Genomic DNA, 25,167 nt, shown 5'->3' on the forward strand with positions numbered 1-25,167 from the left:
CGCGCGACGGCGCCGTACCGGAGACGCCCATGGAATACGATCCCTCCCTCCCCTGGTACCGGCGACTTCACTGGCAGGTTCTGTCGGCCATGCTCCTCGGTGCCTTGACGGGCTGGATCTTCGGGGCGCCGGCGGCCGAAGCGCTCGGCTGGATCGGCGATCTGTTCATGAAGCTGCTCCGCATGATCATCGTGCCGCTCGTTCTCACCTCCATCGTGTCGGGGGTGGCGTCCGTCGGCGGGGGGAAGGCGATCGGGCGCCTGTTCAGCAAGACCATGGCTTACTACGTGGTGTCCAGCTTCCTGGCCGCCGTGACCGGGCTCCTGATGGTGAACCTCATCCGGCCCGGCCGGAACGCGGACATGGGCGCCGCGGCGCAGAGCGCGATACCCGAGATCAATACGCCGGACTCCCCGACCGAACTCCTGCTCGACATCGTACCGAACAACTTCATCGCGGCCCTGGGCGCTGGCGACATGCTGGCGATCATCTTCTTCTGCATCGTCTTCGGCGCCGCGATCACAACGCTGCCGGAGAAGCCCCGCACCATCGTGACCGACATCTTCAACGCGTTCTTCCAGGCGATGATGGCCCTCACGTCGGGGATCATAAAGTTCCTCCCGATCGGGGTCTTCGCCCTCATCGTCGCCATGGTGGGAGAAACCGGATTCGATCGTTTCGCAGCTCTGGCGAAATACTTCCTCACGATCGGGTCGGGCCTCACGATCCATCTCTTCATCACGTTGCCGCTTCTCCTGATCGTGTTCGGCCGGATCAAGCCGCTGATCCACTTCGCGAACATGCGCGAGCCACTCCTGACGGCGTTCTCGACGAGTTCGTCGGGCGCGACGCTCCCGGTGACGATCAAGACGCTGCGGGAGAAGGTCGGCGTCTCGAACAAGGTCTCCTCGTTCGTGCTCCCGATGGGAGCCACGGTGAACATGGACGGCACGGCGATCTTCGAGTGCGCCGGCGCCCTCTTCATCACCCAGGTGCTGGGGATCGACCTCAGCATCGGCCAGCAGGCGATCGTCGTCCTGACCGCGCTCCTCGCCTCGATCGGCGCCGCTGCGGTGCCCTCGGCGGGCGTGGTGGTGATCTTCATCGTCCTCAACGCGATCGGCCTCGGAAGCAATCCCGAGGCCATCATGATCGTGGGCGCGATGCTCGCGATCGACCGGCCGCTCGACATGTACCGGACCGCGGTCAACGTGTTCAGCGATTCCTGCGGCGCCGCGATCATCGCCCGCTCCGAGGGAGAGGAGGGGGTAGACACGGAAGTTCGCGGCTGAACGGGGGGCGGAACGAACCGGAGTTCGGAGCTGGAACGCCGACTCCGGTTCAGATCCCGTGCTTCGTCCGGATGTCGATCACACCGTTTTGACCGCGCGGCCCGTAAAGCACCGTTGCGGCGGCCCCCTTCACAATCTCCACGTGGTCGATATCCGGGGCCCCGATATCGGAGAGTCTTGAGTCCTCCGGCTGCATGACCCCGTCGATCACAATCAGCGGCGGCGTGGAGCGACAGATGGTGTTGATCGAGGTGGGCCCACGCAGCATGATCGGCCCGGGCTCTCCGGGCTCAACGCGCCAGACGGCGGGAGTCACCGAGGAATCCGCTACCTCGCCGCCCGGAGGAGGCGGGCCATCGATCGCCGCAGCGGGGGGCTCTCCCGCCGAAGGCGGTTCTCCCGCAGTGGAAAGCCGGGGGGTCTCCTCGACCCCGAAGTCCGGTGCGAAAGGCGACTCCGCCCCACCGCATCCAACCGCTGCGAGGACACACACCATCGTCGTGATGGTGGCCGGCAGGTTCCCGCGCGTCCGTGAGCTTGACCGACTGAAGAGCATGGGCCTTCCTTCCGCGTGTGCCACCTTCGGCACTCCCACACGCTAAACGTCCGGGGGCCACGTTCTGCAACGGTTCGGCGGCATCCCGGGACCCCCTTCCGGCTTGCGCAGCCTGGATCCGGGATCGAACGTGGCCATGTGTCCTGACGGAGGAGGTGTGCCGAATGCCCGATCGCAGAGAGTTTCTGAGCCTGGCCGGTGTCGGTGGCGGGAGTGCGCTCCTCGGTGCCTGCGCCGGAGGCGCTCCGTTCGCCGGGGCAGCGGCAGGCGGCGAGGGTCTGGACCCGACCGCCCGCGCGCTGCTCGATGAACTGCGGGAGATTCCGGTCGACGACACGCATTGCCATCCGCTCACCTTCGACGACGCGCAGACGGATCCGGACGAGTTCGTGGAGCGGCTGGCGCTCTCCGCCTTCCCCATGGACCGTTACTTCCCGGTCGGCGTCTACCAGCGCTGGCGGGCGGGCGACCCGACGGAGAGAAGCGCGCTCGACGCGGAGTTCGACATCGCCGCCACGCGGGCCCGCGTCATCGAACAAGCGGGCGAGACCGTCTTCCTCCGCTATCTCGTGAAGGAACTCGCCACCTTCCTGGACTGCGATGCGACCCTCGAGGCCGTCCTGGAGGCTCGCAACGACCGAGGCCGGGACTACGCGAGCTATCTCGCCGCCATGTTCGCCGATGCGAAGATCGAGAACGCGATGCTGGACATGGGCTACCGCGAGGGGATGGACCAGGACGGCGTGGACCGCTTCAAGGCCGCGATCTCACCCACCCGCGGCCGCCACATCCTGCGCGTGGACACGATCCTGGGGGGCCTCATGCGCGACGATCTCGGGCTCGACGAGATCGAGGCCGGGATGATGGCGGAGATCGAGGCGGGTCTCGACGGGAACGGCAACCTCGGCGCCCCCTCGTACGGGATGAAGTCCTATCTGCTCCCGAGGCTGGGGCTGCTCAAGCCGCTGTTCGACCCCGCTCCCGCCCGCCGCTCGTGGGACCAGTTCCGCGCCCGGCGCGCCCGCGGGGAGGTGCCGGCCGGCGACGCCGTCGACCGCGACGAGTACTGGCAACTCCAGAGCGAAGCCCTGCGCTATCTCCACTCACTGGCGCTCGAGGCCTGCCTGGAGCGCGACATGCCCATGCAGTTCCACGCCGGCGACGGCGAAGCGCCGCGCGGGATCATGCGCAACCAGGACCCGTTCGTCATGGAGGAGATGGTCCGCTTCGAGCGCAACGGCGTGATGCGGATGCCCCAGGTCATCCTCATCCACGCCGGTTACCCGCTGATCGGGCGCGCGGCGTGGCTGACCCACCTGTATGCGAACTGCCACTTCGAGTTGTCGCTCGCCGCGCCGCTCATCCACCACGGTATGCTGCGCATGTTCCTCGAGGTGATGGAGGTCGTTCCCCTCTCCAAGATCCTGTTCGGGAGCGATGCCTATCACCTGCCGGAGTTCTACTGGCTCGCGGCGAAGTGGGGACGGCGTTTCCTCGCCCAGGCGCTCGGCATCTACGTGGACGCCGGGATCCTCGACCGGGACGAGGCCGTCGCGGCGGCGCGCATGATCCTGAACGAGAACAACCGGCGCCTGTACCACCTCGATGACTGACCGCACCTCGACGCCTTCAGGCACGATCGAGACAAGCCAAAGCGGAGGACTCATGAAGACGACCGCCCGCGCCATCCGAAGCGCTTTCACCGCGCTCTCGGCGCTGATCCTTCTGGCTACAGCGGCCGAAGCCCTGCAGCCGACCCAGATGGCCGGGGCTCCCGACCGGGGCCCGGACGAGGGGGAGGGACCGTACGACCGGCTCATCATCCGGGGCGCCACCGTGATCGACGGCACCGGGGCGCCTCCCATCGGGCCCATGGACATCATCATCGAGGGCAACCGCATCATCGATGTCGTCAGCGTCGGCGTCCCGCGCCGTCCGATCGACGAGGACCGCCGCCCCGGGCTCACCGTCGAGGGCAACCCGGACGCGACCGTACACGAGATCGACGCCACCGGCATGTACGTCCTGCCGGGGTTCGTCGACCTCCATCTGCATACCGGCGGCGTCCCCAAGGCGCCCGAGGCGGAGTACACGTACAAGCTGTGGATGGCGCACGGGATCACGACCGGACGCGGCGTCAGCTTCGGCCCCTACGACTGGTCGATCAGCGAGAAGGCACGAAGCGCGGCGAACGAGATCGTGGCGCCGCGCATGTGGGCCTACCCCTTCACGGGCGCGGGCGGCGAGGGGTGGGACCGCCGGATCGACACTCCGGAGGACGCGCGCGCCTGGGTCCGATACGTGAAGGAGACGGGCGGCGACGGCCTCAAGCTCAACTCGTTCCGCCCGGAGATCATGGAGGCGCTGCTCGACGAAGCCTCCAAGCTCGGCCTCGGCAGCACGGCCCACCTCGGCCAGATGGGCGTCGCCCAGATGAACGCGATCGACGCGGCTCGGCTCGGCCTCGGTACCGTCACGCACTTCTACGGCCTGTTCGAGTCGCTGTACAAGGACCACGACGTCCAGCCGTGGCCCCCCGAGATGAACTACAACGACGAGCAGCACCGCTTCGGGCAGGTGCCGGTGCAGTGGAATCTGATCCACGAGCGCGGCAGCCCCGAATGGAACGCGTTCCTTGAGGAACTCCTCTCGTACGACGTCACCCTCGACCCCACGATGACCGCCTACCAGGCGAGCTGGGACGTGGACGACCAGATGTACGCGCCGTGGCACCAGACCTACACGCTCCCGACGCTGTGGGATTTCTACGAGGCCAACCGGGAGGACCACGGCTCGTACTACTTCGACTGGACGACGTGGGAGGAGGTCGCGTGGCGCGACTTCCTCGAGGTGTGGCACGACCTGCTCAACGACTACAAGAACATGGGCGGCCGCGTCACGGCGAGTTCGGATGCCGGCTACATCTACAACCTCATGGGCTTCTCCACGATCCAGGAGATGGAACTTCTGCAGCACGCCGGGTTCCATCCGCTGGAGGTGATCCGCGGTGCGACCATGCACGCGGCGGAGACGCTGTTCAAGCCGACGGGCCGCCCGATCGAATTCGGCGTCGTGCGCGCCGGCCTGCTCGCGGACCTCGTGATCGTGGATGAGAACCCGATCCAGAACCTGAAGGTCCTGTACGGGACGGGCGCCCGGCGCCTGAACGACGAGACGGGAGAGGTAGAGACGGTGGGCGGCATCCTCTACACGATCAAGGACGGCATCGTCTACGACGCGAAGCAATTGCTCGCCGACGTGGCCGAGATGGTCGAGGAACAGAAGCGCGCCCGCGCCACCGCGACCGACAACGGGAACCAGAGATGACCAGTCATCTGACCGCCATCATCGAACCTGAGGACAACGGCTATGTGGCCCTTTGCCCCGAAGTGGATGTCGCGAGCCAGGGAGAGAGCGTGGCGGAAGCGCGGGAGAATCTTGCGGAGGCACTTCAACTCTTCGCCGAGACGGCATCTGTCTCCGAAATCGCCGACCGCCTGAGCACCGAAGCTCCAGCTCATTCGGATACCTTCCGAGAGTGACGCGCGGGCGAAGACCTCGGGGAGGGCGCAATCCAACGTGACGAATCAATCGTTCGACGTCACGCCTTTCCTGACCCAAGCTGAGGGCCAGCACTTCGATCGTAAGTCCATGTTCGAGGGTCCGCCCGGCGCCAAGCACCCCCGGAGCCGTAGTGAAGTACGTGAGCAGGCAGCGGCGTATGTGGCCGCGTTCGCGAACGCGGATGGCGGCGTCCTTCTGTTGGGCATCGAGGACGATGGCGCGGTTACGGGCCATCGGCTTCCTCCCAGGGCAGTCGAGTCTCTCCTGGCCGCGCCGCAGACTCGACTGGATCCACCTCAGCCACGAGGAATTACGGTCTCCCACAGGGGCATCGAACTGATCGTCTTCGATGTACCCGCAGAGAACGTTCCGGTTCAGATGACCGGAAACGGATTCCCGCTTCGCGTGGGCGACCGGACGATCCGGGCCAGGGAAACCCAGATCGCCGCGTCCAAACAGCAGGGGATGCACGAGAGTTGGGAAAGCCGCCGTTCTTCGTACTCGTTGGAGGATCTCGATTCGGAGTTACTGGTCCGGGTGCGCTCCGGTGCCGGACTGTCAGCGGTCTCGGACGCAGAATACTTGCTCAGGCGTAAGCTGGCGGATCAACGGGGACGCCGGTTGGTACTTCGCAGGGCTGCCGAACTGCTGTTTGCCCGCCACGCTCCGGATCATCCGAACGCGGGCGTTCGGGTGTTTCGGGTCATTGGAACCGAGCGGCGGTTCGGGGTGGAGCACAATGTCGAAGAACGACCTCGCATCGAGGGCCGCCTGCCGTGGGTACTCCACGAGGCTCAAAGGGTCGTCGCGGGCCTCGTGCGGCGTCCATCTCGCCTCGTGGGCGTTCGTTTTCGGGAGATGCCGGAATACCCGGACTTCGCTTGGCGCGAGGCGCTGCACAACGCGGTGGCGCATCGCGATTACGCCATCCAGGGAGCCGGCACCGAGATATGGTTGTTCGAGGACCGCATGGAGGTGGTCAGCGCGGGCAGGTTACCGGAGGGCGTCACGCTGGAAGAAGTACTCCGGCTAGAACGCGTCCACCGCAGTCGTAATCCACGCATCGTAAGGGTGCTCGTCGATCTCGGTTTCGCGAAAGACCAGGGAGAGGGCATTCCCCGCATGTTCGCGGAAATGGAGGACGCTTTCCTGCCGCGTCCCGAGGTAGAGGTCCGAGGCGAGCGGGTGATTGTTACCTTGCGCAATACCTCCACACTTACGGCTTTGGATCGCCGCTTCGTGGCCGGCCTAGGAAACACTGAGCTGGACCGTCTCGAGTTCCGTGCGCTGCTTATGGTCTACAGGCGAAGTAGTGTGGACAACGCCGCGTTGCGTTCCGTCACCGGCTTGGACACGCTGCGGGCGAGCCATTTGCTGCGCGGGTTGCGCGACCGAGAACTTCTCACTCTGCACGCGCGTGGAGGAGCAAGCTTCTACACGTTGACATCGGCATTGCGCAAGCATGTTGGAGACCCTCCACGTCGCGCCGGGAAGGGGGAAATCTATACGGATCGAGGGGAGCTGCCCGCGGATCGAGGGGAGCTGCCCGCGGATCGGGGGGAGCTGCCCGCGGATCGAGGGGAGCTGCCCGCGGATGTCCAGCGTGCGGTCAACGGCTTGGGATCGCGGCCGCGCAAGGAACGACTCCGTGCCGTAATCGAAGCGATCTGCGCAGCCAGAGACTGGACGACACCGGGAGGCATCGCGCGATTCCTGCACTTCTCCCAACGCAATCTGGGCGGCCGCCACCTGACACCCATGGTGGAAGCCGGGCGGCTCGCACGACGCTATCCGGACAATCCCACGCATCCCAAGCAGGCGTACAGGGCCACCAATGCCCGTCCTCTCGTCGCCGTGGCCGAACACGATCCGCAGCCAAGCCGTGAACCAACATCCATTGATGAGTCCTGGATCGGGGATGCCCCTTTCAGATGTCTCGGCCTCCACCACGGGAGCCTGTATTACGTGCCGCAATCGACCGGACGTGTCGAGCGAGTCAGAGCGGAAGCGCATACCAAATCCCTTCTGTTGACGCTCGCCCCTTCCGCGTGGTGGGAAGAACACTTCCCCGGATTTGAGTTTGGTAGTCGACTTCAGGCCGTTGACGCGCTCTTCCGGGAATCTCGCCGAGTCGGCGCCTTCGACGAAGACACAATCCGCGGAAGAGGGTGCCGACGCAGGCAGGACGGGATCCTGGTCCATCTGGGTGACCGGCTCTACCCTCCGGCAAGCTCACGATCCGTCGATCCTCTAACCTACGATGGCGACAATCGGGTCTACGAACGTTCAGCAAGGATTGTCGGCCCCTCGGGCGCACAGCCGTTGGACTCGCAGGGCGCGAGATCCCTCCTCGAACTGTTTACGGAAGTCGACTGGGAAAAGGATCTCTTCGGGTACTGGCTGGCTGGTTGGACCGTACTGGCCCCCTTCTGTGGCGCACTCGGATGGCGGCCGCATGTCTGGCTGACAGGACCTGACGATCTGTGCGGCACGATCATCGAAGATCTGGTCGAACCGCTTCTCGCGGGTTTCGGCATTCGGCTTGGCGGGGGCTCCACCCGATCCCGTCTCTTGAGGGGACTTCAGGGTGACGCCCTGCCGATCCTCTATGGAGAAACCACGCCTGGGACATCGACAAGCAGGCGATATGTCCCGGACGTACTCCAGTTGGCTCACACGGCATCATCCAGCTATGGAGCCATCGGACACGGTACGCCATGGGGCCGTCCCGTCATGTATCGCATCCGTTCCATGTTCTGCTTCTTCGGAATGGAAGTCGGCAAACTGCGCCCCAATACAGGCAGGATTTCCATACTCGGGCTTCGACGTACCAACGCAACCAGTCGGGATGTGGCTCGGCGTTGGCGTGATCGTGTCGGAGAGGGTCACACCATCCCGCAATTGGGATCTGCACTCCTCGCCCGTGCGATGCCATGGTTGCACGACGGCCGCCTAGATGAACTCCTCAAAGTCTGCCGAGACGCTGCCACTACGGTGTTCGGCAGTCCACGCAAGGGCGATCAATACGGAACACTCGCCGCGGGGGTCTGGCTGCTTCTAGCCGATCATGTGCCGAACCGGCCGGAGGCGACATCGTGGCTACGCAAGCTCGTTAAGTGACCGTGCGGGGGGCTGGCGGCGCTTCGATGCGTCTTGCTCTGGGGCGCTTGGTTGCGGAACCAACGGAGGACCAAAAAAATGCAATGAGTGAACGAACGGAGACGGCGACGCTGGCCGGAGGCTGCTTCTGGTGCCTCGAGGCCGTGTATCAGCTGCTCGAGGGCGTGCACGGCGTGAAGTCGGGCTACGCCGGGGGGCAGGTCGAGAATCCGACCTACCAGCAGGTGTGCACGGGGCGCACCGGGCATGCCGAAGTCGTGCGGGTCAGCTTCGACCCGGACACGATTACCTTCGACGATCTGCTGGACGTCTTCTTCACGATCCACGACCCGACGACGCTGAACCGGCAGGGCGGAGACATCGGAACCCAGTACCGCTCGGCAATCTTCCACGAGAACGAGGCGGAGCGGGACGCGGCGGAGCGGAAGGTCTCCGAGATCAATGCGGCGGGGATCTGGCGGGATCCCATCGTGACCGAGATCGCGTCCCTCGGGGAGTTCTACCCGGCGGAGCCGTATCACGACGACTTCCTGCGCCAGAACCCGACCCAGCCCTATTGCCGGGCCGTCGTGGAGCCGAAGGTGGCGAAGTTCCGCCGCCAGCACCTCCAGCGCCTGAAGCGCGAAGCGGGCGTCTGACCGGGTTCCCGCCGGCGCGGGCGGCCCGAGGGTGACGACTCCGGCGCACGCCGCGCTCAGCCTGATCATCCTGGGCCGGTCCGAGCGCAGCGCGCTGCCGGTCGCCCTCGGGGCCGTCGCTCCGGACATCCCGATGCTCCTCTTCTACGCCTGGGAGCGGCTGGGGCGCGGCGTGTCCGAGGGGCGGATCTGGTCGGAGCGGTACTTCGACCCCGGCTGGCAGGTCGCGTTCGACATCCCGAGTTCGATCCCGCTCCTCGCGCTTGCCCTCGGCATCGTAGTGCTCGTCGGCCGGCGGGCGCCCTCCGCCGGGCCTGGCCTCGCAACCGGTATGGCCCCCGGGCGGCGGCTGGCACGGTTCGCGGCGCCGGCCCTGTTTCTCGCGAGCATGATCGTCCACGCGCTGGGCGACCTTCCGCTGCACCGGGAGGACGCGCACCGTCACTTCTTTCCCTTCAGCGACTGGCGGTTCACCAGCCCCGTGTCCTACTGGGATCCAGACCACTACGGGGGGTACGCGGCGGTCGGCGAAGTCGTCCTCGTCCTGGGGGTCTCTGTCTTCCTCTTCCGGGCCTACCGGGGACGGGGCCGCTGGATCGTCGCCGGGGTGGCCGGCATCTACGCGCTCTTCATCGGCTTCGCGGTACTGATGTGGTCCGGGATTTGACTTCCGCCTCCGCCGCGGAGGGAGCGGGCGCTTGAGCGAGCGCCGCATCGACCGGTTTCCGCTCGGGGCGCGCGTGCGTCTCGTGGACCTGGCGGTCGATCCCTATCCGATCTTCGCGGAGCTGCGGGAGGCGGAACCCGTGACCTGGGTGCCGGAGATCGAGCGCTGGTTCCTGACGCGCCGCGACGACATCCTCGCCGTCCTGCGGGATCCCCATCTCTTCACGACGGACGCGCCGTCCACGATCCGCGACATGTTCGGTGCCCACATGATGACGACCGAGGGTCCGAGGCAGGTCCGCTACAAGCGGAAGTGTCTGCCTCCGTTCCACGCCTCCCGCCTCGAGACCGCGTCGCTGCCGCCGCTGACCTCCGGGGTGGAGCGGATGGTGGAGGCGCTGCAGTCGGGCGGTCAGCGCGCCGGTGAGGTGCGAACGGGGGTGGCGCGACCGGTCGCGCTCCATTCGGTGCTGTCGGTGCTCGGCATTCCGCTGACGGAAACCGACCGCGTGAACGAGTGGTATGAACACTTCGCCCGGGCGCTGGCGAACTTCGCGGGCGATCCGGAGCTGTGCGCGGCCGGCAAGGGGGCGGCGGACGCGTTCGGACGGGCGCTCGAACCCATTCTCGAGGAACTCGCGCAGGAACCAAATGGGACGCTCATCTCCGACCTGGTATGCGACCACGTCGACCCGCTCACGGCGGACGAAATCCGCTCCAACTCGCTCATCATCCTCTTCGGCGGGATCGAGACGACGGAAGCCATGATCGCGAACGCGGTGTGGGCGCTGCTCTCGCATCCAGAGCAAATCGAGACTGCGCGGTCGAGCGCCGCCGCGCTCGATCTGGCGATCGAGGAGACGCTGCGCTGGGAGCCCGCGGTCCAGTCGGCCGCCCGCCACGCGACGCGCGACACGGAGATCCGCGGCGTCCGCATCGCGAAGGGAGATGTCGTTCACTGCATGCTCGGCGCGGCCAACCGGGACACGGCGCACTTCCACGACCCGGACCGCTTCGACGTGACACGCCGGAACGCCGGAGACCACCTGTCGTTCGCGGTGGGCCGGCACTTCTGCCTCGGAGCCCCGCTCGCTCGGCTCGAGACCCGCGTCGTACTGGAGACGCTATGGGCGCGCTGCCCCCGGTTGTGTCTTGACCCCGATCGCAAGAGCGCGCCGTATGGCTACGAGTTTCGAAAGCCGAAGAACCTCTGGGTGCAGTGGGACGCCTGACGCGGGTGGCCGTCAGCAGTCGGTGCCGCAGTGGGCCGCGAAGAGGCGGGTGAGGATGCCCATGTAGTCGTTCCAGGGCGTCTGGGCGTCCGGCACCGTCTTGTGGGCGACCACCATGTCCAGCGACGGGATGACCGTGATGAACTGGCCGTAGGCGCCACGGCCGCTGTACGCCCCCTCGAACCCCTCCGGCACCGCGGGGCTGTCCCACACCCACCACATGTAGCCGTAGCCGAACTCGCCCCCGCGTAGCCCCTCCGGGTTCATCTCCTCCGAGGGCGTGACCACGCTCGTGATCCGTTCGGCCCAGCCCTGCGGCAGCACCCGCTCGTCCTCCCACACGCCACCGCCGAGCATGAGCAGCCCGATCCGGGCCATGTCCCGGGTCGAGAGCGTCATGTGGTAGGCGAGGTTTCGGGACCGCGACGCGTCCCCCGACTTCCGGTGGATCGACCGGTCCCAGTCCTCGAATCCGAGCGGCAGGGCGAGGTCCGATTCCAGGGCGTCGTAGATGTTGCGGCCCGTCAGTTGCTCGAAGACGGCCCCCGAAGCGTTGAAGTCCCAGTTGCTGTAGAGGTAGTAGGTCCCGGGCTCCTGCGAGCCGCGCGGGGGCGCATCCGCGAGGTTGTCCCCCGCGTTCGACGCCGGGTGGTAGACACCCGAGCGGGCGGTCACGAGATCCAGCACGCGCGCTCGTTTCTCGATCGGGAGGAGGCCCTGGACATCATCCATCCCGAGATCCTCGAGCGTGAGTTCGAGGTCGATCGTCCCGTCCGCCACGTAGTTCCCGTACAGCATGGCGAGGATGCTCTTCCGGACCGAGGCGAGATAGCTCAACGAATCGACGGGTCCGTGCTCGAACAGCACGCGCCCGCCCACGACGGCCAGCACGGCGGACGTGTTGATCCCGTCCACATATGGATGGATCGCATCCAGCGCCTCGGCCGAGAACCCTGCGGCGGCCGGATCCGCGATCCGCTCCCACGACGCGCCCGGGTAGACGGGCTCCGCGCTGTCGACCGGCGCGGGCGCGCAGGCGAACCCCGCGCCGAGTGCGAGAACCAGCGCCGCCAGCGCCACGACCCACCTTCCATCCATTTGGTCCGGCCGACCGGCCCGGTTCACCATCGCAGACTCTCTTCCGGCGGTTTCGCCTCTCGAACTTCGGTGCCCTTCCCGTGTCTCACGAGGTACGATGCCGTTCATAGATGACGGGAAGGATGTGGACCGTGAAGAACATGCACATCACATTGTCCGAAGATGTCGCGCGGTGGCTGTGGATCAAGGCTGCCGAGGATAACAAGACCGTGTCCGAGTGGGTCTCCGAACTCCTGGAGGAAGCCCGCCGCCGCCAACATGACTACAGGATCGCCATGCAGATGCTGCTGACCGGGACGCCCGACCGGATCGACTGGCCGAGCGAACGCAGGTCCACGCGGGAAGAGTCGTCCGACCACCCGGGGAGGAAGCTCGCGTGACCCGATGAATCGAAGGAGTCGTCCATGCCGCGAGCGGAGGCAGTGTACGGTGACCGTTCCACCCTCGTCGCGGCGCTCCTCGCCGTGAGCATCCAAGCCGCCGGCTGCGTGGCGGACGGAGGTGAACCCTCCGCCGCCGCGGCCGGGGTCACGCCCCCCGTCCCTCGCGTGATCCCGGAACAACTCGAGACGCATGGACACACCCGGATCGACAACTACTACTGGCTGAATCAGCGCGAAGACCCCGAGGTCATCGAGTACCTCGAAGCGGAGAACGGCCATACCGACGCGCTGATGGCGCACACGGAAGGCCTCCAGGCCGAGCTGTTCGACGAGATCAGGGGCCGGATCAAGCAAACCGACCTCTCGGTGCCGGTGAAGGAAGGCGACTTCTTCTACTACACCCGCACCGAAGACGGCCGGGACTACCCGATCCACGCCCGGAAGCGCGGATCGCTCGACGCCGAAGAGGAAGTGATCCTCGACGTGAACGCGCTCGCCGAGGGCCACGACTTCTTCGCGGCCTTCCCCGAGGTCAGCTCCGCCGGCGACATGATGGCGTGGGCCGAGGACACGCGGGGACGCCGGATCCACACCATCCGGATCCGGAATCTCGGCACCGGGGAGACGTATCCCGAGGCGATCGAGGGCGCGTCCGGCAACATGGTGTGGGCCGAGGACAACCGGACGCTCTTCTACACGAAGCGGGACCTCGGGACGCTGCGTTCGTACCAGATCTACCGGCACCGGGTCGGCACCGACCCCGCGGACGACGTGCTCGTGTACCAGGAGGACGACGAGGAGTTCAGCAGCCGCGTCCGGAAGACGAAGTCGAAGCGGTACCTCGTCATCTCCTCCTCCCACACGCTGGCCGATGAGCACCGCTTCCTCGACGCGACCGACCCGGAGGGCGAGTTCACTCTTTTCCTCCCCCGCGAGCGCGGACACGAGCACCGGATCGACCACCTGGGCGGCCACTTCTACGTCCGCACGAATCTGGACAGGGCCGAGAACTTCAAGCTCATGCGGACCCCGGTCGATCGGACCTCCACCGACCAGTGGGAGACGGTCGTGCCGCACCGAAGCGACGTCTTCCTGCAGGGGTTCGAGTTGTTCCGGAACTACCTCGTGCTCTCGGAGCGCGAGGCGGGGCTCACCCGCCTGCGCGTGCGCGCATGGCAGGGAGACGAGTACCAGATCGCGTTCGATGAGCCGGCCTACCTGGCCTCCCTGTCGGCCAACCCCGAGCTGGACACGGACATCCTCCGCTTCGCGTATACGTCCCTCTCCGCGCCGCGCGCCGTGTACCACTACGACATGTCCACGCGCGAGCGCACGCTGCTCAAGGAGGACGAGGTGCTGGGCGGCTACGACCGCGCGGATTACGTGGTGGAGCGGTTACACGCCCCGGCCCGCGACGGCGCCGTGGAGGTGCCCGTCTCGCTCGTTTACCGGCGCGGCCTCGAGAAGGACGGCGACAACCCGCTCCTCCTCTACGCCTACGGCTCATACGGGTCGAGCATGGAGGCCACCTTCTCGTCCACCCGCCTCAGCCTCATCGACCGAGGGTTCGTGTATGCGATCGCGCACATCCGTGGCGGGCAGGAGCTGGGCCGGGCATGGTACGAAGACGGGAAGATGTTCAACAAGAAGAACACCTTCACGGACTACGTGCACGTGGCGGACTTCCTCATCGCCGAGGGTTACACGAGCCCGGAGAAGCTGTTCGCGCGCGGCGGGAGCGCCGGTGGGCTGCTCATGGGGGCTGTCGTCAACATGCGGCCGGAGTTGTTCCGCGGCGTGGTCGCCCACGTCCCGTTCGTCGATGTCGTGACCACGATGCTGGACGAGTCGATTCCCCTCACGACGTTCGAGTGGGACGAGTGGGGCAATCCGGAGGACCTGGAGTCCTACCGGTACATGCTCTCCTACTCGCCCTACGATCAGGTGGAGGCGAAGGACTATCCCAACCTGCTCGTCACGACGGGGCTCCACGACTCGCAGGTGCAGTACTGGGAGCCGGCGAAGTGGGTCGCGAAGCTGCGCTCCGTGAAGACGGACGAGAACCGGCTGCTGCTCAAGACTCACATGGACGCCGGCCACGGCGGCGGCTCGGGCCGGGACCGCGAGTACGAGGAACTCGCGTTCGAGTTCGCCTTCATCCTGGACCTGCTCGGAGAGACGCCCTCTCCCCGCTGATTCCGGCCCGCTGGGCTGGGTGCGACGGACCGTCGGCTACGGCATCGACGCCTGGGCGCGCACCCACTCGGCGGCATCGCGGTGCGTACCGAACCACACGCCCGGCTTCGAACGCATGTACTCGATGAGTTCGCGCAGGATCACGATCCGCGAGCGGTGCCCGATGTAGTGCGGGTGCATGGTCAGGAGGAACATCGTCCCCTCCTCGTACGCGACGTCGAACTCGTCCTTGTAGACCTGCAGCACCTCGCGCGGGCTGGCGTAGCGGTCGCCGAGAGGGTTGAAGAGCGGCGCGTCGTCGAGAATCCAGTCCACGGGGAGTTCGATGAGCCCCGTGGGCTGGCCGTTCGCGTTGATCTCGTACGGACGGTCGTCGGCCATCAGCGACGAGTCGTAGAGAAAGTCCATCTCGAGCAGGAGGTCGAGCGTCGCGTCGCTGAAGTTCCACGACGGCGCGCGGTAACCGACCGGGCGTTCGCCCACGAGTTCCGTCATCCGTTCAACCGCCATGCGCAGGAGACGCTCCTCCTCCTCCCGCGGGAGCGTCGCGTTGCGTTCGTGGATCCAGCCGTGGATCCCGATCTCGTGTCGGCCCGACGCCTGGATGAGGTCGATCTGGTGCGGCGCGAGGCTGAAGCTGAGCGCGGGCCCGAAGAAGGACGCCGGGATCTCATGCTCGTCGAGCAGGTCCACGACGCGGCCGAGGGCGACGCGCGAGCCGTACTCTCCCTGCGAGAGCCCCCCCACGTTGGTGTCGCCGTTCCGCAGCCAGACCGTCTCGTTGTCCACGTCGAAGGAGAGCAGCACGGCGACGCGGCCGCCGTCCGGCCATGAATCCGGGTTGAGGTCGCGGCCGGCGCGCACCCGGTTCACGGCCTCGAACACGCGCGCCTCGGACCAGCGCCACGGCGGGTCGTCCGCCTCCTGCGCGGCGGTCCGTCCGGGCGAAGCCCCCCAGACCGCCGCCAACCCGCAGAGCGCGACGACGAACCCGCGCGGGATCGCAGGAAGAGAAAACGTCGAGAAGGTCGAGGCAGACTGCATCCGGTCGGTCATCACGGTGTCCCTCGTTCCAGTGGTCATCTCAAGTCTGAACCCCTATTCTAACCGACTGTTTGTGAATCGGACGGTCGGCGCCGATTCGATCCGGCGCACGGGACCCGTCCCAATCCATGGTCCGTCGCCGGGCCGGCCCTCCCCCGAATATGGCGACTCTGAGATATGGCGACTACGAGAGCGAATATCGGAACCATCGACCTCAGCGCACACGGCATCGCCGTCACCCGCATCAAGCGGAACCCCTCCGTCGAAGAGATCTACGCCGACGCCCTCCGCGGACGCGAACCCGGCGCGGTGAAGGCGGCCAACGGGGCGCTCGTGGCCTTCTCCGGGGCCAAGACGGGCCGCTCACCGAACGACAAGCATATCGTCCGTGACCCGGCGACCGAGAGCGACGTGTGGTGGGGCCCGGTCAACTTCCCCCTCGAGCGCGAGAGCTTCCTGCGGAACCGGGCCCGCGCGCGGGCCTTCCTGAACGCGCAGGACCTCCTCTACGTCATCGACGGCCTTGCGGGCTGGGACCCGGAGTACCGGCTCAACGTCCGGATCATCTGCAGCCGCCCGTATCACGCCCTCTTCATGCACAACATGCTGATCCGCCCCACGCCCGAGGAGTTGGCGGACTTCGGCGAGCCCGACTTCGTGGTCTACAACGCGGGCCAGGAGGCGGCGGATGAGTCCGTGGACGGCGTCACCTCCGGGACCAGCGTGGATCTCTCCTTCGCGGATAACGAGGCCTGCATTCTCGGGACCGAGTACGCGGGAGAGATGAAGAAGGGCGTGTTCACGGTCATGCACTATCTCATGCCGAAGCGGGGTGTGCTCTCGATGCACTGCTCGGCCACGGCCGATCCCGGGACGGGGGCGTCGTCGCTCCTCTTCGGTCTGTCGGGGACGGGGAAGACGACCCTCTCCGCCGATCCCCACCGGCTGCTCATCGGCGACGACGAGCACTGCTGGACCGACTCCGGGATCTTCAACATCGAGGGCGGCTGCTACGCAAAGACGATCGACCTCTCCGAGGAGAAGGAACCCGACATTTACCGAGCGCTCCGGCACGGGGCGGTGTTGGAGAACGTGGCGCTGCGGGACGACGGGAGCGTGGACTGGTCGGACGCGTCGATCACCCAGAACACGCGCGGCAGCTATCCGATCGAGTTCATCCCGAGCGCGAAGGTGCCGTGCGTGGCCGGGCACCCCACCGACGTGATCTTCCTCACGGCCGACGCGTTCGGCGTGCTGCCGCCGGTGAGTCGGTTGACGCCCGAGCAGGCCATGTACCACTTCATCAGCGGGTACACGGCGAAGGTCGCGGGCACGGAAGTCGGCGTCACCGATCCCGTGGCGACGTTCTCGCCCTGCTTCGGCGGGCCGTTCCTCGTGTGGCACCCGGCGAAGTACGCGGGGCTGCTGGCGGACCGGATACGCGAACACGGCGTGAACGTGTGGCTCGTGAACACGGGGTGGAGCGGTGGGCCGTTCGGCGTCGGTTCGCGGATCGATCTGCCGTACACGCGCCGCATGGTGGACGCGATTCACGAGGGAGCCCTCGCGAATGCGCCGACCGAGCCGGACCCGGTGTTCGGCATCCACGTGGTGACCGAGGTGCCCGGGGTGCCGGGCGGGATCCTGCGGCCGCGGGCGACGTGGCCGGATCCCGCGGCGTACGACGAGAAGGCGGCGCACCTGGCGCGGCTGTTCCATGAGAATTTCAAAGGGTACGAAGACGACTGTCCGCCGGACGTGTGTACGGCGGGCCCGGTGATCTAGCGGTATCTGACTGACGCAGGAGGAAGTCATGCGGAGACGTGATCGGATGTTTGCGGTGTTCCTGCCAGTGATCCTGGCGGTGTTGCTGGCCGGGTGTACGAGCGGGCAGCATGATGCGCCGCGGATGGCGGGGGCCTCCATGGCCGGCGCCGCCCGGGCGGGGAACGGCAACGGCAACCCGACCCCCCTGTACGGGGACCTGGGCCCGCACACGCGCGCGGTCACCACGGAGTCGGAGAAGGCGCAGGCGTACTTCAACGAGGGCCTGCTCTTCATGTACGCCTTCGGCACCTCGATCGCCGAGGAGTCGTTCCGGGCCTCGCAGGTGGAGGATCCGCAGTGCGCTTCCTGCTACTGGGGTGAAGCGTGGTCGCTGGCGCCGTACCTCAACGGCGGCATGTCCCCCGGCAACGAGCGGTCGGCCCACGCCGCCATGCAGAAGGCGAGGGAGCACGTGTCGAGCGCGAGCGAGGTCGAGCGGGCGCTCATCGACGCCTTCTCCGTGCGCTTCGAGGCCGATCCCGACCGGGATCGCAGGAGGATGCTCGACACCCTCTACGCGCGCGAGATGGACAAGGTCGCGGCGCGCTACCCGGACGATCTGGACGTTCTCACGCTCCAGGCCGAGGCCTGGATGCTGCTGCGGCCCCGTCGCGGCGATGTGGATCTCGAAGCGAAGGATGTGAAGAAGATCCTGCCGATTCTCGAGACCGTGCTGGCCCGCAACATCCGCCACCCCGGCGCCTGCCACCTCTACGTCCATCTCGTCGAGGCGTCCGAGGATCCCGGCCTCGCCGAGGCGTGCTCGGACCACCTCGGAAGCCAGATCGCGGTGAGCCACATCCACCACATGCCGACGCACATCTACATGAACATCGGCCGCTGGGGCGACGCCGTGCGCGGCAACCAGCAGGCGTGGCACGCCGACCAGAAGGCCGAGCACGGTGGCCCTCCCGGCGTCTATCCGTCACACAACCTGCACATGCTGCTCAACGCCGCCGTGATGGACGGGCAGAGCGCGGTCGCCATCCAGGCCGCGAAGGACCTGGCCCGGCACCGGGGTCCCTGGGCCTCGTACATCCCGCTCACCTACGCCGCGTTCGGGCGCTGGAGCGAGATCCTGGACGGCGACGGCCCCGCCTCGCGCGAACCCATGGAACTCGTCGCGTGGAGCTTCTCGCGCGGCCTCGCGTACCTCCGGCTCGGCCACATCGACGTTGCGCAGGATCATCTGGACGAGATCGACGAGGTCCTGGCGGAAGCCGATCCCTCGGCCCAGTTCCGGTTCAGCCCGCTGGCCGATGTCGTCGCCCTGCCGCGTTCCATCCTCGCGGGCGAGATTCTGCACGCGCGGGATATGGCGGACGAGGCGATCGAGGCCCTCGAGGCCGGCGTGGCCAAGGAAGACGGACTGATCTACTCCGAGCCGCGGGCCTGGCACCTGCCGGTGCGCCACACGCTCGGCGCGATCCTGCTCGAGAACGACCGGGCCGCCGACGCGGAGCAGGTGTACCGCGACGCGCTCCAGGACCTGCCCAATCAGGGCTGGGCCTGGTTCGGTCTCATGCAGGCGCTGGATGCGCAGAAGAAGACGGCCCAGGCGCAGGAGGCCCGCCGCGAGTTCGACCGCCACTGGGTCCGCGCCGACACGTGGCTGCGCAGTTCCCGGTTCTGATCCGGGTGCTGCCAGGCCTCCGCACGGGCTGATTGCGCATGATTGACTTCTCGCCGCCCGAGAGTCCGTTCAGGGTCACTTACAACGGTGATTTCGACATCTCCCGGGCGGTAAGAACGCCGCCCGGCGACGCGCCTTCCGAGGCCGCGCTGAAGAAGGAACTGAAGCGCGCGGTGCGCGACATCTCGCGGCTCCAGCGACGTCTCCACGCGCACCAGCACTACGCGGTGCTGCTGGTCTTCCAGGCGATGGACGCCGCCGGCAAGGACTCGACGCTGCGGGCGGCCATGACGGGCGTGAACCCTGCAGGCTTCCGGATCAACGCGTTCGAGGCGCCGTCGAACGAGGAGGCGGGGCACGACTTCCTCTGGCGCACGACGCTCCGTCTACCCGAGAAGGGGCGCATCGGCATCTTCAACCGCAGCTACTACGAGGAAGTCCTCATCGTGCGGGTCCATCCCGAGTACCTCGAGCGGCAGAAGCTTCCCCGCCGCCTGCCCATCATGGAACGCTGCGAGGAGCGCTACCAGTCGATCCGGGATCACGAGGCCCACCTGGCCCGCAACGGGACGGTGGTCCTCAAGTTCTGGCTCAACATCTCGCGGGAGGAGCAGGCGCGCCGGTTCCTGCGCCGGATCGACCGTCCCGACAAGAACTGGAAGTTCAGCCGAGCCGACATCGAAGAGCGGCGGCACTGGGGCGAGTACATGGCCGCCTACGAGGACGCGATCAACGCGACTGCCCGCCCGTGGGCGCCGTGGTATGCGATTCCCGCCGATTCGAAGCCCTGGATGCGGCTCGTCGTCGCCCGGCTGGTGCGCGACCAACTCGCCACCCTCGACCTCACGCACCCCACGCTACCCGAAGTCGAACGCGCCGAACTCCAGGAATACCGCGACCACCTCGCCGCCGAACTGTAAGCTTGAGAGCTGCTTGACGGGCTGTACCACATAAGGTCGAATTCGGCTGGCCGATTGGCATGCCGCTCACCCGATCACTCGGCGGCGGTCTTCATGAAGTCCGATCACGAATCACCGGGGGACGTATCGCACGCGTGCTGTTCGTGATCCACGAGAGCCGGATCGTGTTGCTCCACGGGTTCGTGAAGAAGGCGCAGAAGACCCCGAAGCGCGATCTGGAAATCGCGAGAAAGCGGGCAAGGGAGATCATGCATGGTTGATGAAAGAGGAGGCGTCGGTTCGTCCTTCGAGGACTATCTCAGGGAGCAGGGCACGCTGGAGGCGACGACGGCTGCGGCTGTCAAGCGCGTCATCGCCTGGCAATTGAGGGAGGCAATGGCTACCGAGCGTCTGAGCAAGAATCAGATGGCGAAGAGGATGAACACGAGCCGCAGCCAACTGGACCGGATCCTGGATCCCAACAACGATCGGATACAGCTCGCCACGCTCATGGGCGCCGCCGAGGCGCTTGGGCGGCGGCTTCGGATTGAGCTGGTGTAGATAGGGCCCGGGTCGGTCAGCGGATTGTGGGGCCGCCGGTTCGGTTGTCGGGGACGAAGCGGTTGCGGGCGGGCATGTGTGTGTCGACGACCGTGGCGGAGTCGACGACGGCGTCCGCCGGCAGCAGATCGTTGAAGTAGAGCATTGCGCCGACGACCGCGTAGACCTCCTCATCCGTCATGGTGCCCGGCATGTCGAAGGGCATGGCGCGACGGGTGTAGTCGAACAGCGTCGTGGCGTAGGGCCAGTAGTTGCCGACGGTGGACCGCAAGCTGCGGTCGTTGGCGAACGGGAACTCGTCGCCCGGTATCCGTCCCGCGATCAGGTCGTTCGGCCCCTCCCGCCCGGTGGGGCCGTGGCAGAGAACGCAGCTGTGCCTCTCCCAGACTTCCAGCCCTTCCGCCACCGTGCCCTGCCCGGGTGGCAGGCCCGCGCCGTCGGGGCCGATGTCGATGTCCCACGCGGCGATCTGCGACTCGGTCGCGGGGCTACCGAAGCCGTACACGGGCTCGGCCGCGCCGGACCGCCCTGCAGCTACCTGGGCGCCACCGGTCGCCGCGACCATCGCCGTCCCGGGGTCGGCGGCCGGGCCGCCCTCGCCGCTCGCGCCATCGCCCGAACCGCAGGCCGCCAGAATCGGCAACAGGGCCGCCAGCGTCGTCCATCTCCGCACCGCCGTTGCCGGGCTCATACGGGCGCGAACCCGATCGAGCCGTCGGGTGCCACCCGCCAGCCGCGGATTGCGTTGGAATGGTAGCGTGTACCGGGGCCGCGGGCGTCGAGCACCTGCTGGCGAACCGGCTGCGTGTAGCCCGTCTCATCGGTGGCGCGGCTCAGCAGGTGCGCCGGGCCGCCGTCCCACTCCCAGCCATGGCGGAACCGGGTCGTACACTTGGGCAGCACGGGCTCCTGCAGCACGGCGTCGTGCCACGAGTCGCCCCCGTCCGTGCTGACTTCCACGCGCTCGATCAGACCCCGGCCGGTCCAGGCGTAACCGGAGATCTCGACGAAGCCGGGCTCCGACAGACGCCGCGGGTAGGTCGGATAGGTGATGACCGACTTCGCGTCCATCACGAACGAAAACTGCCGCGCTGTTCCGTCCGGCAGCGGATCCGTGTACTTGGAGGTCTCGTCGCGGAACATGGAGGGCCGGTCGGAGAGCTCCAGCCGCCGGACCCACTTCACGCTCGCGTTGCCCTCCCACCCGGGCAGGAACACCCTGGCGGGGTAACCCTGCTCGGGCCGGATCGCCTCGCCGTTCTGGGCGTACGCGATCATGGCGTCGTCCCAGGCCTTCTCCATCGGGATGCTGCGGCCCATTACCGCCGCGTCGGACCCCTCGGCGAGAAACCAGGTCGCATCCGCGTGCGCCCCTACCTCCTCGAACAGCGTCGAGAGCGCGACGCCGGACCACTCGCTCGTGCTCAGGAGGCCGTCGATCGACTGCGGCGTGTTCTCCGGGTTGGGAGACGGTGAATACGCACCACCCCCGTTCCCCGAGCATTCGAGGAAGAGGAGCTTCGAGACCTGCGGAAAGCGCTTCAGGTCCTCGAGCGTGAAGAGAGTGGGTCGGTCGACCATGCCGTGGATGAGGAGGCGGTAGTGGGCAGGGTCAATCTCCGGGATCCCGTGGTGGTGGCGCTCGAAATGGAGGTCCGCCGGCGTCATGATCCCGTGCAGGTCCTGCAGCGGCGTCCGCGAAGAGCCGCCCATGGACCCGGACAGGAGCTTGCGCGGCGTCTCGTGCGGCGAACGCGAACCGACCACGACCGGACGCGCGCCCGGCACCTTCGTCGGATCGGGCGCCTCCTGAACGACCAGCCCGCGGGCGGCCCCGGCGGTGATCGCCGTACCCGCGGCGGCCGCGGCCCCCACGATCAGGGCCCGACGGGTGAGGGCCGAGCCTCCAGGTGTCTCGAGGTCGTCCCCGATGTCGTCCGCGCGCTCGTCGAGCAGTTCGTCCTCGGGCGCGCGTTCTCCGTTTCGGTCCTTCACATCGCCTCCATTCGCATCGGTCTCGGGCGGCACCTCTGGCACCGCGCCGCGCGAGGGTTCCGACGAGTGTCGTTCCGTTCAGGCCAGGCAGCAAGGGCGCCCGGAGTTCACTGCGACGCGTGCCACTCCCGCAGGATCTCCGCCTCCCGGTCCGCCGGGAGCCCCGGCCGCATCTCCGCCTGCCGCTCGGGGGTGCGGGAGAAGTGGAAGTCCAGCGTCGCCTGCGTCGTGTCCGCCAGTGACCGGAAGGTCAGCCCGTGCGCGACTTCGTTGGAGAGATCGAAGCGCGCGAACCCCTCCGACCCCGGGGTCGGAGGCCGCCACACCGGCATCTCGGCGTACGGCCGCGCCCCGCGTTCGGCGAGAAACTCACGCGGCACCCACGTGAACGTCGTCTCGGCGGTCGTGACGGCGCGGATCCCGTACAGGAGTTCCGCCATCGGTCGCGGCGTCGCGGGACCGATGAGGTTGAAGATGCCCGTGTGCCCCTGATCGGAGGAGAGCGCCATGAAGTCGCCCAGGTCGCGCACATCGATGATCTGGACCGGGTCCGTCCCGTCGCCGGGAGACAGCACCTCGCCGCCGCGATGGATCCGCACCGGCCAGTACGTGAAGCGGTCGGTGGGATCGTCGGGTCCGATGATGAGGCCCGGGCGGAAGATCCCGTACCGGTCGGGGAAGATCCGCATCACCTCGCGCTCGGACTCTGCCTTGGCGAGACCGTACGGCAGCTGCGTGATGTCGGCGGTCGCCCGGTCCACGCCGGCCGTCTCGTAGGTGTAGGACGGCACTTCCGACGTCATCGGCACCGTGGAGTGGCTCGAGTACGCCGATCGCGAGGAGACGTAGTAGAAGTACTCGACCGAGTCGCGCAGAAACTCCGCGATGCTCGTCACCCAGTCGGGGCGGGAGGTGGAGTTGTCGATGACGACGTCCCACGTGCGGCCGCGAAGCGACTCGAAGTCGCCGTTCCGGTCTCCGACCAGTTCCTCGACCCCGTCGAACATGCCGGGTCGACTGCCGCGGTTGAAGATCGTCACCTCGAGCCCCTGGTCGAGCGCGGATCGCACCTGGTACGGTCCGATGAACCCGGTCCCGCCCAGGATCAGGAGCCTCCCGCCGCTCCCGGAGGCCTGGGTCGTGCCCGCGGGGCCCGAGCACGCCCCGACCGGGACTCCGAGCCCGAGGGCGGCGCCCGCCGCGGCCGTGACCTTCAGAAAATCGCGCCGGTTCGAATCGGTGGACATCGTGACTCCTTGTTCCTGGTCGTTCGTCCTGGTCGTTCGTGCCTCGTTCGGCTCAGTTCGCCGTGCCGTCCAGCAGCTCGAAGATGCGGAGCACCGCGACCGGATTCGCGCCGGGGCCGCTGATCCCGCCGAAGTTGGCCGCGTGGGCCGTGAGATCGATGCGCCCGGCCGCGTCCTCGGGGCTCACGCCCTGGCCGTGGAGCGCCACGGACTGTTCCCACAGGTCCAGCAGATAGGCCTGCAGGTGGTCGATCCGCTCGCGCTCCTGGTACGGGGCGCCGTGCCCCGGGATGATCCAGTCGAAATCGAGCGCCTTCACGCGTTCGAGCGTCTCCACCCACTCGTTCACGTAGCCGTCGCCCATGTAGGGGAGGCCGCCCGTGAGCATGTCCCCGGTGATGATCACGCGGTCGCCCGGCAGGTAGACGATGACGTCCCCCTCCGTATGCGCGCGCCCGAAGAAGTGGAACTGGATCTCGCGTCCGCCCCGGTAGAGCGTGAGCCGCTCCGAGAGCGTCGTGTTGGGAGGCGTGGGGACGACTTCCTGCAGCTGCGCGTAGTAGGTGCGCTGCCCTTCGAGCTGGGCCTCGAGCTCCGCCCGGGCGGCCGCGTCGCTCAGCGTGTCCAGCGTCGCCTCCATCTCCTCGATCCGCTCGGGGATCGTTCCCACGAAGAGTTCGTAGGACCGGCCGGAGTTCGAGCGCCCCGCGGCGATCGCCTCGCGTGTCGCCTCATGGCTGATGATCTCGACCTCGGGCGGATACACCTGATTCCCGTGCGCGTGATCGAAGTGCCAGTGCGTGTTCGCGGCGTAGCGGACGGGCCTGTCGGTGAGGCTGCGCAGGTCCTCGATGAGGGCGTTCGCCGCGGCGGGAGAGATGTGGGAGTCGACGAGCAGGACATCGGCCGCGTTCACGACCACGCCGGCGTTCGATCCGACGACGAGATCGCTGGCGCCGCGCGCGTGGTAGACGCCGGGCACGACCTCCGTGAACTCGAAGTGGACGGCTTCCGTCGTCGCCGGGTCGCCGCCCTCCGCGCCGCTGCCGTCGCCACCCCCAGGCGCGCAACCGGCGCACAGCCAGGCTGCCCCGAGCAGAACCGCCGGGATCGCGCTCGGACGGCGGATCGCTGCCGTGCGCGTAAGCTCAGGTCGCTGTGGTCTGGCGGTCATGAAGCCTCCCGGGGCGCGAGATGATCCGACGCTCGCAAGATG

21 protein-coding genes and 1 pseudogene are annotated in these 25,167 nt (G+C 67.3%); 15 read left to right on the forward strand and 7 right to left on the reverse strand.

Going from position 1 to position 25,167, the window contains the following annotated elements:
• Positions 1-29 precede the first annotated feature (29 nt).
• Positions 30-1,292: a dicarboxylate/amino acid:cation symporter gene (locus tag ACPXY0_RS16550; RefSeq protein WP_423926445.1), complete on the forward strand. Its 1,263-nt coding sequence runs from the start codon at positions 30-32 to the stop codon at positions 1,290-1,292.
• Between the two features lie 49 nt (positions 1,293-1,341).
• On the opposite strand, the gene ACPXY0_RS16555 is transcribed toward ACPXY0_RS16550, so the two are convergent.
• Complete coding sequence (locus ACPXY0_RS16555) at positions 1,342-1,848, reverse strand: TonB-dependent receptor plug domain-containing protein (protein WP_423926447.1); 507 nt, start codon at positions 1,846-1,848, stop codon at positions 1,342-1,344.
• 164 nt (positions 1,849-2,012) lie between these two features.
• Here ACPXY0_RS16555 and ACPXY0_RS16560 point away from each other — a divergent pair, with 164 nt between their 5' ends.
• The 7 genes from ACPXY0_RS16560 (at position 2,013) to ACPXY0_RS16590 (ending at position 11,068) form a co-directional block, all read left to right on the forward strand.
• The gene (locus ACPXY0_RS16560) at positions 2,013-3,461 is read left to right on the forward strand and encodes an amidohydrolase family protein (RefSeq protein ID WP_423926449.1); all 1,449 of its coding nucleotides are present in this window, start codon (positions 2,013-2,015) and stop codon (positions 3,459-3,461) included.
• Between the two features lie 52 nt (positions 3,462-3,513).
• A complete protein-coding gene (locus ACPXY0_RS16565; protein WP_423926451.1) occupies positions 3,514-5,175 on the forward strand; it encodes an amidohydrolase family protein in 1,662 nt (553 codons plus the stop codon).
• Positions 5,172-5,390: a type II toxin-antitoxin system HicB family antitoxin gene (locus ACPXY0_RS16570; protein WP_423926453.1), complete on the forward strand. Its 219-nt coding sequence runs from the start codon at positions 5,172-5,174 to the stop codon at positions 5,388-5,390. The genes ACPXY0_RS16565 and ACPXY0_RS16570 overlap by 4 nt, the downstream gene beginning before the upstream one ends.
• A 37-nt stretch (positions 5,391-5,427) precedes the next feature.
• Positions 5,428-8,532, forward strand: coding sequence for an ATP-binding protein (locus tag ACPXY0_RS16575; RefSeq protein ID WP_423926455.1), 3,105 nt, complete (start codon positions 5,428-5,430; stop codon positions 8,530-8,532).
• An 83-nt stretch (positions 8,533-8,615) separates the two neighbouring features.
• Complete coding sequence (gene msrA, locus ACPXY0_RS16580; protein WP_423926457.1) at positions 8,616-9,170, forward strand: peptide-methionine (S)-S-oxide reductase MsrA; 555 nt, start codon at positions 8,616-8,618, stop codon at positions 9,168-9,170.
• Between the two features lie 31 nt (positions 9,171-9,201).
• Positions 9,202-9,837, forward strand: coding sequence for a hypothetical protein (locus ACPXY0_RS16585; protein ID WP_423926459.1), 636 nt, complete (start codon positions 9,202-9,204; stop codon positions 9,835-9,837).
• 31 nt (positions 9,838-9,868) lie between these two features.
• On the forward strand, positions 9,869-11,068 hold the full coding sequence (locus tag ACPXY0_RS16590; RefSeq protein ID WP_423926461.1) for a cytochrome P450: 1,200 nt from the start codon (positions 9,869-9,871) through the stop codon (positions 11,066-11,068).
• A 12-nt stretch (positions 11,069-11,080) separates the two neighbouring features.
• Here the strand turns inward: ACPXY0_RS16590 and ACPXY0_RS16595 are convergent, their stop codons facing one another.
• Positions 11,081-12,196: a serine hydrolase domain-containing protein gene (locus ACPXY0_RS16595; RefSeq protein WP_423926463.1), complete on the reverse strand. Its 1,116-nt coding sequence runs from the start codon at positions 12,194-12,196 to the stop codon at positions 11,081-11,083.
• Between the two features lie 101 nt (positions 12,197-12,297).
• On the opposite strand from ACPXY0_RS16595, the gene ACPXY0_RS16600 reads away from it, so the two are divergent.
• Both ACPXY0_RS16600 and ACPXY0_RS16605 read left to right on the forward strand, forming a co-directional pair.
• Positions 12,298-12,546: a hypothetical protein gene (locus ACPXY0_RS16600; protein ID WP_423926465.1), complete on the forward strand. Its 249-nt coding sequence runs from the start codon at positions 12,298-12,300 to the stop codon at positions 12,544-12,546.
• Positions 12,547-12,570: 24 nt separating this feature from the next.
• The gene (locus ACPXY0_RS16605) at positions 12,571-14,745 is read left to right on the forward strand and encodes a S9 family peptidase (RefSeq protein ID WP_423926467.1); all 2,175 of its coding nucleotides are present in this window, start codon (positions 12,571-12,573) and stop codon (positions 14,743-14,745) included.
• A 36-nt stretch (positions 14,746-14,781) separates the two neighbouring features.
• Here the strand turns inward: ACPXY0_RS16605 and ACPXY0_RS16610 are convergent, their stop codons facing one another.
• Positions 14,782-15,801: a polysaccharide deacetylase family protein gene (locus ACPXY0_RS16610; protein ID WP_423926469.1), complete on the reverse strand. Its 1,020-nt coding sequence runs from the start codon at positions 15,799-15,801 to the stop codon at positions 14,782-14,784.
• 165 nt (positions 15,802-15,966) lie between these two features.
• Between ACPXY0_RS16610 and pckA the strand changes: the two genes are divergently transcribed.
• From pckA to ACPXY0_RS16635, 5 genes and pseudogenes are all read left to right on the forward strand, one after another.
• Entirely contained in the window at positions 15,967-17,574 is a 1,608-nt protein-coding gene (gene pckA / locus ACPXY0_RS16615; RefSeq protein WP_423926471.1) for a phosphoenolpyruvate carboxykinase (ATP), read from the forward strand.
• Positions 17,575-17,602: 28 nt separating this feature from the next.
• Entirely contained in the window at positions 17,603-19,249 is a 1,647-nt protein-coding gene (locus ACPXY0_RS16620) for a tetratricopeptide repeat protein (protein WP_423926473.1), read from the forward strand.
• 38 nt (positions 19,250-19,287) lie between these two features.
• Positions 19,288-20,169 (forward strand): PPK2 family polyphosphate kinase, encoded by an 882-nt coding sequence (locus tag ACPXY0_RS16625; protein WP_423926475.1) that lies wholly within the window; start codon positions 19,288-19,290, stop codon positions 20,167-20,169.
• A 50-nt stretch (positions 20,170-20,219) separates the two neighbouring features.
• Positions 20,220-20,429, forward strand: a pseudogene (locus tag ACPXY0_RS16630) (type II toxin-antitoxin system RelE/ParE family toxin); the annotation flags it as partial.
• Positions 20,422-20,709: a helix-turn-helix domain-containing protein gene (locus tag ACPXY0_RS16635; RefSeq protein ID WP_423926477.1), complete on the forward strand. Its 288-nt coding sequence runs from the start codon at positions 20,422-20,424 to the stop codon at positions 20,707-20,709. The pseudogene ACPXY0_RS16630 and the gene ACPXY0_RS16635, both read left to right, overlap by 8 nt.
• 16 nt (positions 20,710-20,725) lie before the next feature.
• On the opposite strand, the gene ACPXY0_RS16640 is transcribed toward ACPXY0_RS16635, so the two are convergent.
• The 4 genes from ACPXY0_RS16640 to ACPXY0_RS16655 all read right to left on the reverse strand — a co-directional run bounded on the left by ACPXY0_RS16640 (position 20,726) and on the right by ACPXY0_RS16655 (position 25,125).
• The gene (locus tag ACPXY0_RS16640; protein WP_423926479.1) at positions 20,726-21,382 is read right to left on the reverse strand and encodes a c-type cytochrome; all 657 of its coding nucleotides are present in this window, start codon (positions 21,380-21,382) and stop codon (positions 20,726-20,728) included.
• A gap of 14 nt (positions 21,383-21,396) precedes the next feature.
• Positions 21,397-22,641 carry a sulfite dehydrogenase gene (gene soxC, locus ACPXY0_RS16645; protein ID WP_423930723.1) on the reverse strand — a complete coding sequence of 415 codons (1,245 nt, stop codon included), beginning with the start codon at positions 22,639-22,641 and terminating at the stop codon, positions 21,397-21,399.
• 170 nt (positions 22,642-22,811) lie between these two features.
• Positions 22,812-23,951, reverse strand: a complete 1,140-nt coding sequence (locus ACPXY0_RS16650; protein WP_423926481.1) for an NAD-dependent epimerase/dehydratase family protein — start codon at positions 23,949-23,951, stop codon at positions 22,812-22,814.
• 52 nt (positions 23,952-24,003) lie between these two features.
• Positions 24,004-25,125, reverse strand: coding sequence for an MBL fold metallo-hydrolase (locus ACPXY0_RS16655; RefSeq protein WP_423926483.1), 1,122 nt, complete (start codon positions 25,123-25,125; stop codon positions 24,004-24,006).
• Positions 25,126-25,167 lie beyond the last annotated feature (42 nt).

The sequence above is a fragment of the Candidatus Palauibacter sp. genome (assembly GCF_965237495.1).
In the GTDB taxonomy this organism is placed as follows: domain Bacteria; phylum Gemmatimonadota; class Gemmatimonadetes; order Palauibacterales; family Palauibacteraceae; genus Palauibacter.

Bases quoted from the DNA above. Each gene is read 5' to 3' on its own strand.
- ACPXY0_RS16550 (WP_423926445.1), top strand. From the start codon at position 30: ATGGAATACGATCCCTCCCTCCCCTGGTACCGGCGACTTCACTGGCAG.
- ACPXY0_RS16555 (WP_423926447.1), bottom strand. From the start codon at position 1,848: ATGCTCTTCAGTCGGTCAAGCTCACGGACGCGCGGGAACCTGCCGGCC.
- ACPXY0_RS16560 (WP_423926449.1), top strand. From the start codon at position 2,013: ATGCCCGATCGCAGAGAGTTTCTGAGCCTGGCCGGTGTCGGTGGCGGG.
- ACPXY0_RS16565 (WP_423926451.1), top strand. From the start codon at position 3,514: ATGAAGACGACCGCCCGCGCCATCCGAAGCGCTTTCACCGCGCTCTCG.
- ACPXY0_RS16570 (WP_423926453.1), top strand. From the start codon at position 5,172: ATGACCAGTCATCTGACCGCCATCATCGAACCTGAGGACAACGGCTAT.
- msrA (WP_423926457.1), top strand. From the start codon at position 8,616: ATGAGTGAACGAACGGAGACGGCGACGCTGGCCGGAGGCTGCTTCTGG.
- ACPXY0_RS16595 (WP_423926463.1), bottom strand. From the start codon at position 12,196: ATGGTGAACCGGGCCGGTCGGCCGGACCAAATGGATGGAAGGTGGGTC.
- ACPXY0_RS16605 (WP_423926467.1), top strand. From the start codon at position 12,571: ATGCCGCGAGCGGAGGCAGTGTACGGTGACCGTTCCACCCTCGTCGCG.
- ACPXY0_RS16610 (WP_423926469.1), bottom strand. From the start codon at position 15,801: ATGACCGACCGGATGCAGTCTGCCTCGACCTTCTCGACGTTTTCTCTT.
- pckA (WP_423926471.1), top strand. From the start codon at position 15,967: ATGGCGACTACGAGAGCGAATATCGGAACCATCGACCTCAGCGCACAC.
- ACPXY0_RS16620 (WP_423926473.1), top strand. From the start codon at position 17,603: ATGCGGAGACGTGATCGGATGTTTGCGGTGTTCCTGCCAGTGATCCTG.
- ACPXY0_RS16625 (WP_423926475.1), top strand. From the start codon at position 19,288: ATGATTGACTTCTCGCCGCCCGAGAGTCCGTTCAGGGTCACTTACAAC.
- ACPXY0_RS16635 (WP_423926477.1), top strand. From the start codon at position 20,422: ATGGTTGATGAAAGAGGAGGCGTCGGTTCGTCCTTCGAGGACTATCTC.
- ACPXY0_RS16650 (WP_423926481.1), bottom strand. From the start codon at position 23,951: ATGTCCACCGATTCGAACCGGCGCGATTTTCTGAAGGTCACGGCCGCG.
- ACPXY0_RS16655 (WP_423926483.1), bottom strand. From the start codon at position 25,125: ATGACCGCCAGACCACAGCGACCTGAGCTTACGCGCACGGCAGCGATC.